The organism is Achromobacter animicus, assembly GCF_902859585.1.
In the GTDB taxonomy this organism is placed as follows: Bacteria; Pseudomonadota; Gammaproteobacteria; order Burkholderiales; family Burkholderiaceae_B; genus Achromobacter; species Achromobacter animicus.
The window spans coordinates 392,614-406,663 of sequence record NZ_CADIJM010000001.1 but is presented as its reverse complement, the minus strand read 5'-3'; the positions used below and the strand labels follow the sequence as shown (position 1 = coordinate 406,663).

General features: G+C 66.0%; 10 protein-coding genes. 7 read left to right on the top strand and 3 right to left on the bottom strand.

From position 1 onward, the window contains the following. Positions 1-175 precede the first annotated feature (175 nt). Positions 176-2,506, top strand: a complete 2,331-nt coding sequence (locus HV681_RS01830; RefSeq protein ID WP_175121440.1) for a TonB-dependent receptor — start codon at positions 176-178, stop codon at positions 2,504-2,506. On the opposite strand, the gene HV681_RS01825 is transcribed toward HV681_RS01830, so the two are convergent. After that, positions 2,503-3,807 (bottom strand): sensor histidine kinase, encoded by a 1,305-nt coding sequence (locus tag HV681_RS01825; RefSeq protein ID WP_175121439.1) that lies wholly within the window; start codon positions 3,805-3,807, stop codon positions 2,503-2,505. The genes HV681_RS01830 and HV681_RS01825 overlap by 4 nt on opposite strands. Continuing rightward, positions 3,797-4,480: a response regulator transcription factor gene (locus HV681_RS01820; RefSeq protein WP_175121438.1), complete on the bottom strand. Its 684-nt coding sequence runs from the start codon at positions 4,478-4,480 to the stop codon at positions 3,797-3,799. The genes HV681_RS01825 and HV681_RS01820 overlap by 11 nt, the downstream gene beginning before the upstream one ends. Before the next feature lie 196 nt (positions 4,481-4,676). On the opposite strand from HV681_RS01820, the gene HV681_RS01815 reads away from it, so the two are divergent. The 5 genes from HV681_RS01815 to HV681_RS01795 all read left to right on the top strand — a co-directional run bounded on the left by HV681_RS01815 (position 4,677) and on the right by HV681_RS01795 (position 9,301). Then, a complete protein-coding gene (locus HV681_RS01815) occupies positions 4,677-5,804 on the top strand; it encodes an ABC transporter substrate-binding protein (RefSeq protein ID WP_175121437.1) in 1,128 nt (375 codons plus the stop codon). A 6-nt stretch (positions 5,805-5,810) separates the two neighbouring features. Further along, entirely contained in the window at positions 5,811-6,893 is a 1,083-nt protein-coding gene (locus HV681_RS01810; RefSeq protein ID WP_175121436.1) for a FecCD family ABC transporter permease, read from the top strand. Between the two features lie 30 nt (positions 6,894-6,923). Beyond that, positions 6,924-7,376: an azurin gene (gene azu / locus HV681_RS01805; RefSeq protein ID WP_175121435.1), complete on the top strand. Its 453-nt coding sequence runs from the start codon at positions 6,924-6,926 to the stop codon at positions 7,374-7,376. A gap of 2 nt (positions 7,377-7,378) precedes the next feature. Next, complete coding sequence (locus HV681_RS01800; RefSeq protein ID WP_175121434.1) at positions 7,379-8,170, top strand: ABC transporter ATP-binding protein; 792 nt, start codon at positions 7,379-7,381, stop codon at positions 8,168-8,170. Between the two features lie 186 nt (positions 8,171-8,356). Continuing rightward, complete coding sequence (locus tag HV681_RS01795; protein ID WP_175121433.1) at positions 8,357-9,301, top strand: hypothetical protein; 945 nt, start codon at positions 8,357-8,359, stop codon at positions 9,299-9,301. 97 nt (positions 9,302-9,398) lie between these two features. Here the strand turns inward: HV681_RS01795 and ilvA are convergent, their stop codons facing one another. Continuing rightward, positions 9,399-10,970 (bottom strand): threonine ammonia-lyase, biosynthetic, encoded by a 1,572-nt coding sequence (gene ilvA, locus HV681_RS01790; protein ID WP_175121432.1) that lies wholly within the window; start codon positions 10,968-10,970, stop codon positions 9,399-9,401. A 552-nt stretch (positions 10,971-11,522) separates the two neighbouring features. On the opposite strand from ilvA, the gene HV681_RS01785 reads away from it, so the two are divergent. After that, positions 11,523-13,751, top strand: a complete 2,229-nt coding sequence (locus HV681_RS01785) for an NADP-dependent isocitrate dehydrogenase (protein ID WP_175121431.1) — start codon at positions 11,523-11,525, stop codon at positions 13,749-13,751. Positions 13,752-14,050 lie beyond the last annotated feature (299 nt).

Here is a 14,050-nt window from a genome sequence, read left to right as displayed (position 1 = left end):
ATAGTAATGTAATAACATTACTATTCCAAGACAAATCGACGCGCTCGCAGCCCACCCGGCGGTTGGCCAACCTGCACAATCGTCCGTGCTGCCGCCGTTCCAGCGTCTTAACAGGATCTTGAGACACGCCTCCCTAGAATCCGGAACGATTCTCATTGAGGCACTCAAGATCGCCATGGCGCAACAACAAAAAACACACACCCAGGGCGCGTTCGCCCTGAAAACCTTGGGCATGGCGCTGGGCGCCGCCGCCTCCACGCAGGCCCACGGCCAGACGCCCCCGGCGGACAACGCCGTACTGCTGGCGCCCGTCACCGTGCAGGCCGATGCCCCGCCCTTCAAGGCGGATCGCGTGCAGTCCGGCAAGTTCACCGAGCCGCTGCTCGACACACCGCAAAGCATCACCGTCGTGCCGCGCGTGGTGCTGGAAGAGCAGCAGGCCAAGAGCCTGCAGGATGTGCTGCGCAACGTGCCGGGCATCACGTTCAGTTCGGGCGAAGGCAACCTCGGCTGGGGCGACATGTTCACGATCCGCGGGTTTTCGGCGGAGCAAAGCATTACCGTTGACGGCATCCGCGACGCGGGCCTGTCCAGCCGCACTGACATCTTCAACCTGGAACAGGCCGAGGTCTTCAAGGGCACGGGCTCCATCGAATCCGGCATCTCGGCCGTGGGCGGGAGCGTCAACCTGGCCAGCAAGGAAGCTCGGCTGGGCTCGTTCTACAAGCTGTCCGGCGGACTGGGCACGGATCATTACCGGCGCATCACCGCGGACCTGAACCAGGAGCTGTCCGACAGCGCCGCCCTGCGCGTCAACCTCATGCGCCATCACAACGGCGTGGCCGAGCGCGACGTGACGGAGTTTGACCGATCTGGCGTCGCGGCCTCGCTGGCAATGGGCCTGGGTTCGCCCACCCGTGTCACCGTGAACTACCTGCATCAGGAAGACGACAACATTCCCGACGGCGGCGTGCCGATCCAGCGCGGCACGGGCGGCAAGCGCATGCCCAACGTAGCGCGCAATGCCTGGTACGGCGACCCCGGCCTGTACACGGAGCAGACGCGCACCGATCAGGCAACGATGAAGGTCGAGCATGACTTCACCCACGCGGCGCGCGTGACCAACATCAGCCGCTGGCAGCAGACCGACCGCATCGGCGTGCTGGCCCCCGCGCGCTTCAATTCCACGTCGCGCACTTCATACGGCTATGTGGGTGCCGGCCCGTTGGTGCAGAGCGCGGACGGCATTGCCTCGTACAGCGGTTTCACGCCGCTGCGCGATCCCTCGCCCTATGCCCAGTTGCGCGGCAACGACTTCGGCACGTCCAAGCGCTACACCATCCTGGCCAACCAGACCAACCTGAACCTCGACTTCCATACCGGCGGCATCAAGCATGCCGTAGTGACGGGCGTGGAGTTCTACAAAGAAACCTACGGCGACCATGCGCGCACGATCCGCGCCCCGTCCGTGAATCCCGTGCTCGACCTGCGCAACACCGGCGGCGTGGACATGGGCGGCGTGGATACGCTGAAGGGCGATTCGGGAAACAAGGCCGAAGTCTTCAATGCCGGCCTGTACGCTGCGGACACCGTGACCTTCAACCCGCAATGGATGCTGCAAGGCGCCTTGCGTTACGACCGCTACCGCGTCACGCAAACGGCGGGCGCCGCCACGCAACGCGTCACCGACGGCGCCTTCAGCGGCCGCGTCGGCCTGACGTACAAGCCCGTGGAGAACGGCAGCGTCTATGTGTCATACAGCCAGGCCGCGCAACCGTCGGCGATGGGCGCATCCACCAACAACAACATCTACGGCGCCACCGGTTCCGACACCTACAAGCCGGCCGTTGCCCGCACGTGGGAACTGGGCACGAAGTGGGACGTGGCGGGCGGTGACCTGTCGTTGACGGGCGCCATCTTCCGCACGGAACTGACGGACTCATGGGAATACGGCGACGACGCCACCGATGTCGTGCGCGCCCTGCCCGCCAAGCGCGTGGACGGCATCGAGCTGGGCCTGTCGGGCAACATCACGCCGCGCTGGTCCGCCTTTGCCGGCGTCAGCGCCATGAAGAGCCGCATCACCAAGGGCGCAAACCAGGGCGAAGAAGCCAAGAACGTGCCGGACCTGACGTTCAACCTGTGGGCCACCTACGCGGCCACGGAAGACCTATCGCTGAGCTATGGCGCGCAGTACGTGGGCAAGCGGCGCTACACGGACAACAAGTACGTCGGCGGCAAGAACAACAACAGTTCCACCGTATCCGGACCGTACGGCACGCATCCGGTCTGGGTCCGCGACAACGAGAAGGCGCCGTCCTACTGGCTGCATTCCGTGGCGGCGCGCTACCGGTTGAACAAGAACGTGACGCTAGGGGTGAACGTGGACAACCTGTTCAACAAGTTCTATTACAGCCGCATCGGCGCCTCGCTGGATGGCTTCCAGCTGTACGGGGTGCCGGGCGCGGGACGTACGGCATTGTTCACGGCCGACGTCGCGTTCTAACCCGCAGGGGCCGGCGCGGGGCCGGCCAGGTCCACCCGGAACTGGCTGCCCTGCCCGGGGCGCGACTGAAGCGACACGCGCCAGCCCTGGTGCTCGCAGATGCGCTGCACCAGCGACAAGCCCAGCCCCAGATTGCCGTCGTCCGACTGATCGCCACGTACGAAGGGGTTGAAGATGGAAGCCTGCCGTTCCACCGGAATGCCGGGACCGTTGTCGTTCACCTGAACGTAATCGGGCCCTGCCGTGACGACGATGCTGGCCTGCGGACCCGCGTACTGAAGCGAATTGCGGATCAGGTTGGATAGCACCGCGCGCAGCAGCGGCGCGGGAAACAGCAAGGCCGCTTCCGGGGCACCCGATGCGTTCAGCGTCAACTGCATGCCGCGCCGCTGCGCCACCGGTGACCAGGCGGCCAACTGACCGCGCGCGGTGTCCGCGGCGCTTTCGCGCGGAAACAGGCCGGCCGCGTCGCCGCCGCGCGCCAGCATCAGGTAGGTGTCCAGCCGCTCGCCCATGTCGGCCGCCGCCGCCTCGATGCGGGCAAGGCGCGCCTGTCCCGCCACGTCCAGCGTCTGCTCCTCGCGCAGCAGTTCGCAGGAACTGGAGATCACCATCAGCGGCGTGCGCAACTCGTGCCCCACGTCGGCCGTGAAGAGCTGCTCGCGCCTGAGCGCCTGTTCGAGCTGGTTGTAGGTCGAGTCGAAGGCCGCCGCAAGCTGGCCGATCTCGTCCGGCGGATAGTCTTCGGCCAGCCGGGTCTGCGGCGGCTGCGCGCCCCGCGTATTGACCTGGGCGGCCAGCCGCGCAAGCGGACGCAGCAGACGCCGCGTGGCCAGGATGCCCAGGACGAACGCCAGCGCCAGGCTGGCCGCCAGTCCCGTCACTGCGGTCCAGTGCGACGCCGACTGGTTCTGCTCGTATTCGGTGTAGTCGCGCAGCAGCATGTAGCGCTGGCCCTCGAAGTCGTCGACCATCACGTGCCACACGCGATCGTTGCGCTCGATCTTGTGAAAGCCCGGCGCCAGCGGCCGCAGCCAATCGGGAAACGCCGCGCTTCCCGGATCGCCATGAAAGAAGCGGTTGGGCCGCCCCGGGTCGATGCCCGCCAGGAAATCGCCCCGCACCCGCTCCACCGCCATGCCCATGTCGATGCGCTGAAGATGCGCCTCCAGCTTGCCGACGCTCCACACCGACAACCAGGTCAGCAGGCCCGCCACCAGCAGCGCCAGCGCGACATAAGTCAATACGAGATGGCGCGCCAGCCCGCGCCGCGCCGCGCGTCTGCCCTGGTTAACCTTCATTCGCGGCCCGCAACTGGTAGCCGATGCCATGCACCGTGTGCAGCAGCGGCGTGTCGTAGGGCTTGTCGACCACATGGCGGATCTGGTGGATGTGGGTGCGCAGGCTGTCGCTGTCAGGCGGCGAGTCGCGCCACAACGCCTCTTCCAGCCGGGCGCGATGCACCACCGACGGACTGGCGCGCATCAGCAGGGTCAGCAGTTGCAGCGGAGACGGCGGCAGGCGAAGCGGCTGGCCCGCGCGCGCCAGCGCCAAGGTGCCGGTGTCCAGCGTCAGGTCGCCCACACGCAGCACGCGGGCCGCGCCCGCCCCGCTGGCGCGATGTAGCAGCGCCTTCACCCGCGCGGCCAGCTCGGCCAACGCAAAGGGCTTGACCAGGTAATCGTCAGCGCCCGCGTCAAAGCCGGTCAGCCGGTTGTCCAGCGTATCGCGTGCCGTGACCATGATGACGGGGGTGTTGCACGCGGCCTCGGTGCGCAGCCGGCGGCACAACTCGTAGCCGTCCAGCCGCGGCAGCATCAGATCCAGCACGATCAGGTCGAACTCGCCGGAGGCCGCCATCGCATAGCCGCGCTGGCCGTCTTCGGCGCAGTCGACGATGTAGCCGCGCCGCGTCAGGTGATGGGTGATGTTGGCAAGAATGTCGGGGTCGTCTTCGATGACGAGAACGCGCATGGCGGGACCGCTCGGCGAATAACAATCAATCTCACATTGTAGGGGCGCGGCCAAGAGCGCGGCAGCGTTGCGGCGCCATTGCCACAGCCGCTGCGCGTCTTAACGAATTCTTGAGGAGGGTTGGCGGACACTGCCCGGCGATAAGAATGGTTCGCGTTACCTGCACCCCGCGGCTGACGCCCCTGAAGGATTCGCCATGCGTTCGATTGCCCTTTTCCGTGCGGCCGTGACCGCCGCCGCCCTGATCTGCGCCCTGCCCGGCGCCCATGCCCGCGAGGTCACCGACCTGGCCGGCCGCGTCGTGACAGTGCCCGACCACCCGAAACGCATTCTGCTGGGCGAAGGCCGCTTCGCCTTTGCGATGGCGCTGCTGGACCGGCACGATCCCGTGGCGCGTGTAGTCGGCTGGCAGGGAGAGCTGAAGCAACAGGATCCCTACTCCTGGAACCAGCTCGTCAAACGCTTCCCCAAGGCGGCCGACGTACCCCTGATCGGCAAGACGTCGGAAGCCAGCGTCAGCCCCGAAAAGATCGTCTCGCTGCGGCCCGACGTGGCGATTTTCAGCGTCAGCGGCCATGGCCCTGGCCGCAACAATCCGATGATCCCGGCTTTGCAGGAAGCCGGCATCCCGATCGTCTTCATCGACTTCCGCCAGCACCCCGTGCGCAACACGGTGCCTAGCATGCGCATCCTGGGCCAAGCGCTGGATCGCGAAGCCGAGGCGGAAAGCTACATCGCCTTCTATGAAGACCACCTGACCCGCGTGCGCAAGGTCGTGGGACCCGTGCCGCCCGCGCAGCGGCCGCGCGTCTTCGTGGAGATGCTGGCGGGTGTGTGGCCGGCCTGCTGCCATACCACTGGCAACGGCAGCTTCGGCGACCTGCTGGAAGCCGCGGGCGGCGTCAATGTCGCGGCGCCCGTGCTGCCCGGCGCGATCGGCGACGTGAGCCTGGAGTTCGTCATCGACGCCAAGCCGGATGTCTACATCGCCACCGGCAGCCGCTCCGAACCCGGCCGTCCAGGCCTCTTGGCCGGTCCCGGCGCCGATCCGAAGGTAGCCGCCGACAGCCTGGCCACGCTGCTGGACCGCGACGGCATCCGCGATCTGGACGCCGTCAAGCAGCATCGCGCCTACGGCATCTGGCACGCGTTCTACAACTCGCCCTATAACGTTGCCGCCATCGAGGCGATGGCGAAATGGCTGTATCCCGAACGCGCCGCCGCGCTGGATCCGCAAGGCACGCTGGACGCGCTGTACGGCCAGTTCCTGGATCTGGACAACGCGGGCGCCTTCTGGACGTCTCCGGCCGCACCTGCAAAGTAGTCCGCCATGACCGGATTCGCCCCCGCCGCCCCATCGCCCGCGGCGTCAGTGCCTGACGATCCCATCGCCGCGTACCGCCGCGCGGTGCGCAAGCGCCTGCTGCTGACCGTTGTACTGGTGCTGGCCATCGTGGCCAGCCTGCTGGCCGACATCGCCAGCGGACCGGCTTCGCTGTCCCTGCCCGACCTGCTGCACACGCTGCTGCACCCCGAGGTGTCAGACACCGGCACGCGCGTCATCGTCTGGCAATTCCGCTTGCCCTATGCGCTGATGGCGTTGCTGGTCGGCGTGGCGCTGGGCCTGGGCGGCGCCGAGATGCAGACCATGCTGGACAACCCGCTCGCCAGCCCCTACACCCTGGGCGTCTCGGCCGCAGCGGCGTTCGGCGCGTCGCTTGCCATCACGCTGGACTGGCATCTGCCCGCGCTGCCGGCGGGCATGACGGTTTCCGTATCGGCCTTCGCCTGCACCCTGCTGTCCGTGCTGGTGCTGGAACGCGTGGCGCGCTGGCGCGGCGGCTCGACGCTGGGGGTGGTGCTCTTTGGCATCGCGCTGGTGTATTCGTTCCAGGCGCTGGTGATGTTGCTGCAATTCGTCGCCAGCGAGGAGGCCCTGCAAGGCATCGTCTTCTGGACCATGGGCAGCCTGGCGCGCGCCAACTGGACCACCGTCGGCGTCATGGCCGCGGCGCTGGTCCTGGCCATTCCGTTTTCAATGCGCGACGCCTGGAAGCTCACGGCCGTGCGGCTGGGCGAGGAACGCGCGGCCAGCTTCGGCATCGACGTCAAGCGGCTGCGCCTCGTCAGCCTGCTGCGCGTCAGCGCGCTGGCGGCGCTGGCCGTGTCGTTCGTCGGCACGATCGGTTTCGTCGGCCTGGTCGCCCCGCACATCGCCCGGCTGCTCTTGGGCGAAGACCACCGCTACTACCTGCCCGGCAGCGCGCTGGCCGGCGCGCTGATCCTGTCGCTGGCGTCCGTGGCATCCAAGACCGTGCTGCCCGGCGCGCTCATCCCGGTCGGCATCGTGACCTCGCTGGTCGGCATTCCCTTCTTTCTCACCATCGTCGTGCGCGCCCTCAAGCGCGCCTGACGGCATTAACCGCAACAAGGAGACACCCCGATGAAATTCCGCCTGACGCTGACGCTCGCGGCCCTGACGATCGCCGGCACCGCCCATGCCGCGCCCGCTTGCTCCATCGACGTCGAAGGCCGTCCCGGCAAGCAATTCGGCCCCGACCACATCGTCGTGCCCGCGACCTGCCAGGACTTCACCGTGCGCCTGATCCACACGGGCAAGAACAGCAAGGAAAAAGCGGGCCACAACTGGGTGCTGACCAAGACGGAAGACATCGATGCCGTGATGGTCGACGGCATCAAGGCCGGCGCAAGCAGCGACTTCCTGGCGCCGGGCGACGCCCGCATCCTTGCCAAGACGCCCATGCTGGGCGGCGGCGAAACGGCCACCGTCACCTTCCCCGTCAGCCGCCTGCGCGCGGGCCAGTCGTACACCTACTACTGCTCGTTCCCCGCGCACGCGCAGCACATGCGCGGCACGCTGGTGCTGCAATCCTGACGATGACGCAGCTACGCATCCAGGCCCTGTCCGCCGGCTATGGCGGGCGGCCGGTGCTGCGCAACGCCAGCGCCGGTCCCATGGCCGAAGGCGCCGTCACCGTGCTGCTGGGGCCGAACGGCAGCGGGAAATCGACGCTCCTCAAGACGCTGGCCGGTTTGCACCCGGTAATGCAAGGCGCGATCTGGCTGGACGGCGAGGACCTGGCCAACGCCAGCCCGTCCCGCCGCGCCGAATGCGCGATGTACATGCCACAGGCCCTGCCGAAGGGCGTGCACATGACCGTCTTCGAATCCGTGCTCGTGGCGGCGCGATCCGGCCGTCACGGACAGCCTGGCCATGCGCTGATGGAAGACGCCATGGCGGTCATCACCGAACTGGGCATCGCGCCGCTGGCCAGCCGCCACCTGGACGAACTGTCCGGTGGGCAGAAGCAGCTGGCGTCGCTGGCGCAGGCGCTGGTGCGGCGTCCGCGCCTGCTGCTGCTTGATGAGCCCTTGTCGGCGTTGGATCTGAACTATCAATTCCACGTCATGGATGTGCTGCGCCGCCAGACGCGGCTGCACCGCCTGATCACGTTGGTGGTGCTGCATGACCTGAACATCGCGCTGCGTCACGCTGACCACGCGCTGCTGCTGCACGCTGGCGCGATCGAAGCCGAGGGGCTGCCGGGCGATGTGGTGACGCCCGATACGCTGCGCCGCGTATACCGCGTGCGGGCGCGAGTAGAGCATTGTCCGCAGGGCCAGGCGCAGATCCACGTGGATGGGCTGGCTGATCGCTTAGCCTCCTGAGTGTCTGACGCCAGTCTCAGCATCGTAGGTGTCTGACACCCCTGCCGCAGCCCCGCAGGGTGCAGACCATCTCACACGGGTGTCAGACACCGGGCGAACGTGCACCGGCCTTCAGCATCAATGTCAGACACCCAGCGCAGACACACCGGTATATAGTCACCCCTTGTGCCATTCAGGGAGTCCGCCGTGCCCACCCGCCGCGCCCTCGCGTTTCTGCTCAGCCTGTTTGCCGCGCCCTCCGGCGCCGCCGTGGTCTACGAAAATCACGGCCTCGTCGTCGACGTGACAACCGGCAGCCGCAGCGACTGGAACACCGGTCAGCGCCAGACCACGCGCGCCACCACCATCACCTTTCAAGGCAAGCCCTTGTGCGGCACCGACGTCGGCGCGCTGCTCTATCCTGGCAGCAATGCGCGGCAGGCTCGCGCGTTCTTCTGCCCCGGTCCGGTCGCTATGCTGGAAACCGATGCGGTGCTGGCGTTCTTTACCAGTTCCAGCGCCAGCACCGTGCTCGCGCATCTGCAGGTCGTCAACGGCTCCCTACGTGTGCAGCGCCTGCCGCTTTCCGACAAGCCGGACCGCGACAGCATCCACAGCACGCGGTTCGAGGACGCCCGCCTGCCCGGCTGGACGCGCGTGGACTCGGCCTGGAACGAAACCGTGATGATCCGCCATGCGCCGCTGAAGGCGCAAAACCTTGGCCCAGGAAAACTGCTGGATATCGCCGGCGACGTGGCCTATCTGGCAGTGCCGCCGGGCAGAAAGGTCGTCGTGCTGCAGCCGGCCGCCCGCGTACAAGACGCGCACGGCGACCTGCAATACGTGCCCGAGATCACCAAATTCGTGGATGCGCCCCTGGCGTTCCGCGCGGTGCGCCTGAGCGATGGACGCGAGCTGGCGCGGCTGGATTTCGACGACACATGTGTGGGCCTGCCAGCCTTGCAATTCGAACGGCCCGACGCGAAATCCGCTTCCAGCGCCACGCCCGCCATCGCGTTCGACGACGTCCCGGCGTGGCGCGCGAGCGCATTGGAACTGACCCAAACGCAGGGCCGCTCGACGCTGCGCTTGAAGCCCGGCGTGGAATTACCGCGCAAGCCGGGCTGCAAAGGTGGCGGGACATCCAGTTAACGCCCAGATAGCGCCGAAGTAGCGACCAAGTACACAGCGGATTGGACGCCCGCTTGGAAGCCCGGCTGATCATCCGGCTGCATGCCCAGCCGAACATTCAAATCAGGAACTGCCGGTAAGCCTCGTTATCCGTTTCCTCGGCGTGCGCATACCCAAGCTGCCGCAAGAACCCATCCAGCGCCGCATCATCCGCCACCGGCGCCTGAATGCCCACCAGCGCCGAACTGAAGTCAGTGCCCTGATTGCGGTAATGGAACAGGCTGATGTTCCAGTTGGGCGCCATCGCCGACAGGAACTTCATCAGCGCGCCCGGCCGCTCCGGAAACTCAAAGCGGAAAAGGCGCTCGCCACCAGCCAGCGGTGAACGTCCTCCCACCATGTAGCGGATGTGCTGCTTCGAGACTTCGTTGTTCGTCAGGTCGGAGGCCGAGAATCCTTCTGCCTGCAGCGCGGCCAGGATTTCGGCGGACTCACCGCGCCGCGCGATCTGCACGCTGACAAAGATGCGGGCGGTACGCGCGTCTGCGATCCGGTAATTGAACTCGGTCACGCTGCGCTGCCCGATCACCCGGCAGAACCGGCGGAAGCTGCCGCGCTCTTCGGGGATGGTGACCGCGAACACCGCCTCGCGCGCCTCGCCCACTTCGGCGCGGTCCGCCACAAAGCGCATGCGGTCAAAATTCATGTTCGCGCCCGACGTGATCGCCACCAGCGACTGCCCGCGCGCGCCTTCGCGCTCCACGTACTTCTTCAACCCCGCCACCGCCAACGCACCCGCGGGTTCCAGCACGCTACGCGTGTCCAGAAACACATCCTTGATCGCCGCGCAGACCGCGTCCGTGTCCACCAGGATCACTTCATCCAGATACTCGCGGCACAGGCGGAAGGTTTCCTCGCCCACCAGCTTGACGGCCGTCCCGTCCGAGAACAGACCGACATCGGCCAGGATGACCCGCTCGCCCACGCGCAGCGATTGCGCCATCGCGCAGGAATCCTCGGTCTGCACACCGATGACCTTCACGCCGGGATGCACCGCCTTCACATAGGTCGACACGCCAGCCGCCAGACTGCCGCCGCCGATCGGCACGAAAATCGCGTGCAGCGGCTCGGGATGCTGGCGCAGAATCTCCATGCCCACCGTGCCCTGCCCCGCGATCACGTAGGGATCGTCGAACGCAGGCACGAACGTCAGGCCCTGCTCCTGCGCCAGCGTCTGCGCATGCGCATAAGCGTCGTTGTACGAATCGCCGGCCTGCACCACCGTCACGGTCGGGCCGCCGTGGGCGCGCACCGCGTCCACTTTCACCTGCGGCGCCGTCTGCGGCACGACGATGATGGCCCGCACACCCAGCTTGGCCGCCGAAATCGCGACGCCCTGCGCATGGTTGCCCGCCGACGCCGTGATGACTCCGCGCTCCAGCGCGGCGCGCGGCGTGTTGCGCATCTTGTTGTAGGCGCCACGCACCTTGAACGAGAACACCGGCTGGTTGTCTTCGCGCTTGAAATGAACGGTGTTGCCCAGCCGGGCGGACAGCCCACGCGCCAGATCCAGCTCGGTTTCACGGGCAATGTCGTATACCTGGGCGGTCAGGATCTGCCGCAGGTACTCCATCGGCGTAGCGGAGCCAGCCTGGAATGCCGAGGGTGTGTGCGAGGATGAATCGGACATGGTTTCTCTGCTTTGGGTTGCTTGCCCGGCAGAGGCGGCCACAAAAAACCCGCCTCGTGGGGCGGGTGGCTTGTGACTGTTGCGGTCGCGCGCTAACCCACCATTCCAGGAATGATGGTAATAATCAGCGAAATGCGGACGGCGCGGAAATTCATGGGGCGTACTTTCCTCCTATCGCCCGGCTTTGTCAAACGACGATTGTGGAAGCTTTGATGCCAAATTCCGCCCGCCCGTTCATGCGTCCCCCAAAAACTGCCATAAGCATATTGCGTCGCCATCAAGAAACAGAACCATTTCCCGGCGCAATGCGTAGCACGGTATTACAATGGAAGGTTCGTGGCGGTCGCACCTTCCAAGGCGGACCCGGATACGGCCCATTTATCGGCCGGCCGGTCCAGCCGAACAATAGGACGGGCGGCAGTCATGTTGGTGGGGCGGCTTGCCTGCGCGTCCCGCCATACGAACCCACTCTCGACAACATCTACCGGCGTACGCCGCATAGCATGTTCGGGTTTGCGCGTTAATCGCCTGAGCCGAACAGATTCAAGGATCATGTCTCTTACTCCGAAGATTATCTATACCCTCACCGACGAAGCTCCGGCACTGGCAACCCGTTCGCTGCTGCCCATCGTCCAGGCATTCGCCAAACCCGCAGGCATCACGGTCGAGACCCGCGACATTTCGCTGGCAGGCCGCATCATCGCCCTGTTCCCGGATTACCTCGATGACAGCCAGAAGCTGTCCGACGCCCTGGCTGAGCTGGGCGCCCTCGCGGTCAAGCCCGAAGCCAACATCATCAAGCTGCCCAACATCAGCGCCTCGATGCCCCAACTGAAGGCGGCCATCAAGGAACTGCAAGACCAGGGCTACAAGCTACCGGACTACCCGGACGCCCCCGCCAACGACACCGAGCGCGACGTCAAGGCCCGCTACGACAAGGTCAAGGGCAGCGCCGTCAACCCGGTCCTGCGCGAAGGCAACTCCGACCGCCGCGCCCCGCTGTCGGTCAAGAACTACGCCCGCAAGCACCCGCACAAGATGGGCGCCTGGACGTCCGACTCCAAGTCGCACGTTGCCCACATGAGCGAAGGCGACTTCTACGGCACCGAAAAGTCGGCCCTTATCGCCGATGCCGGCGACGTCAAGATCGAACTGACCGCCGCTGACGGCACCAAGACCGTCCTGAAGGAAAAGACCCCGGTCAAGCCCGGCGAGATCATCGACGCCGCCGTGCTGTCGACCGCCAAGCTCAAGTCCTTCCTGCAGGCCCAGATCGACGACGCGCGCGCCAACGGCGTGCTGTTCTCGGTCCACCTGAAGGCCACCATGATGAAGGTCTCCGACCCCGTCATCTTCGGCCACGTGGTCTCCGTGTTCTACAAGGACGTTCTGGCCAAGCACGCCGACGCCCTCAAGCAGGCCGGTTTCGACCCCAACAACGGCATTGGCGACCTGTACGCCAAGATCCAGTCGCTGCCCGCTGACCAGCAGGCCGCGATCACCGCCGACATCGACGCCGCCTACAAGACGCTGCCGCAACTGGCAATGGTGAATTCCGACAAGGGCATCACCAACCTGCACGTGCCCAGCGACGTCATCGTCGACGCGTCCATGCCTGCCATGATCCGCGACTCCGGCAAGATGTGGAACGCCGAAGGCAAGCTGCAAGACACCAAGGCCGTCATCCCCGACCGCAGCTACGCCGGCGTCTACCAGGCCGTCATCGACGACTGCAAGCGCAACGGCGCCTTCAATCCGGTCACGATGGGCAGCGTGCCCAACGTCGGCCTGATGGCCCAGGCTGCTGAAGAATACGGTTCGCACAACAAGACCTTCGTCATCCCGGCTGCCGGCACCGTGCGTGTCACCGACGCCGCTGGCGCCGTGCTGCTGGAACAGGCCGTCGAAGCCGGCGACCTCTGGCGCATGTGCCAGACCAAGGACGCCGCGATCCAGGACTGGGTCAAGCTGGCCGTCACCCGCGCCCGCGCCACCAAGACGCCCGCCGTCTTCTGGCTGGACGAAAAGCGCGCCCACGACGCCCAGGTCATCGCCAAGGTCAAGCAGTACCTCAAGGACCACGACACCAGCGGCCTGGACCTGCGCATCCTCGACCCCGTCGAAGCCACCAAGTTCTCGGTCAAGCGCATCCGCGAAGGCCTGGACACCATCTCGGTCACCGGCAACGTGCTGCGCGACTACCTGACCGACCTGTTCCCCATCATGGAACTGGGCACCAGCGCCAAGATGCTGTCGATCGTGCCGCTGGTCGCCGGCGGCGGCCTGTTTGAAACGGGCGCGGGCGGTTCGGCCCCCAAGCACGTGCAACAGTTCCTGGAAGAAGGCTTCCTGCGCTGGGATTCGCTGGGCGAATTCATGGCGCTGGCCGAGTCCCTCGACCACCTGGGCCGCACGTACAAGAACCCGACCGCCCAGATCCTGGCCAAGACGCTGGATCAAGCCACGGCCAAGTTCCTGGACGAAAACAAGTCACCCGAGCGCAAGGTCGGCGGCCTGGATAACCGCGGCAGCCACTTCTACCTGGCGATGTACTGGGCCCAAGCCCTGGCCGCCCAGACCGAAGACCGCGCCCTGGCCGCCCAGTTCGCCCCGGCCGCGATTGCGTTCTCCGAAGGCGAGAACAAGATCCTGGACGAACTCAAGGCAGCCCAAGGCAAGCCCGTGGACATCGGCGGCTACTACCAGCCGAACGAAGCCAAGGCCAGCCAGGCCATGCGCCCCAGCGCCACGCTGAACAAGGTGCTGGCCTCGATCGGCTAAGCCTTCTGCCCTTGCTGGCTGGCGTTAGCCGGCTGGCGGGCATGTGAAAAACCGGCAGTCCCGTTGGGGCTGCCGGTTTTTTTTTGCGGCGCTCTCTGGATGCCTGCGTCCTCGGATGGGTGTCTGACACCTAGCACCACCATTCTGCCGTTATCCAAAATACGACTGACTTACGGCCCACTGGATAGCCTCTTTCGCCTCTTTCAAACGTATGCTTTAGCGAATGCCTGCGTAAAAAATACACGGCATAAACATGCCCGTTACGGGTACAAGGCCCTGCAATTCGCCGGCAAGGTCTT

Excerpts from the sequence above, each read along its gene's own strand:
- HV681_RS01830 (WP_175121440.1), top strand. The coding sequence starts at position 176 with ATGGCGCAACAACAAAAAACACACACCCAGGGCGCGTTCGCCCTGAAA.
- HV681_RS01825 (WP_175121439.1), bottom strand. The coding sequence starts at position 3,807 with ATGAAGGTTAACCAGGGCAGACGCGCGGCGCGGCGCGGGCTGGCGCGC.
- HV681_RS01820 (WP_175121438.1), bottom strand. The coding sequence starts at position 4,480 with ATGCGCGTTCTCGTCATCGAAGACGACCCCGACATTCTTGCCAACATC.
- HV681_RS01815 (WP_175121437.1), top strand. The coding sequence starts at position 4,677 with ATGCGTTCGATTGCCCTTTTCCGTGCGGCCGTGACCGCCGCCGCCCTG.
- HV681_RS01810 (WP_175121436.1), top strand. The coding sequence starts at position 5,811 with ATGACCGGATTCGCCCCCGCCGCCCCATCGCCCGCGGCGTCAGTGCCT.
- azu (WP_175121435.1), top strand. The coding sequence starts at position 6,924 with ATGAAATTCCGCCTGACGCTGACGCTCGCGGCCCTGACGATCGCCGGC.
- HV681_RS01800 (WP_175121434.1), top strand. The coding sequence starts at position 7,379 with ATGACGCAGCTACGCATCCAGGCCCTGTCCGCCGGCTATGGCGGGCGG.
- ilvA (WP_175121432.1), bottom strand. The coding sequence starts at position 10,970 with ATGTCCGATTCATCCTCGCACACACCCTCGGCATTCCAGGCTGGCTCC.
- HV681_RS01785 (WP_175121431.1), top strand. The coding sequence starts at position 11,523 with ATGTCTCTTACTCCGAAGATTATCTATACCCTCACCGACGAAGCTCCG.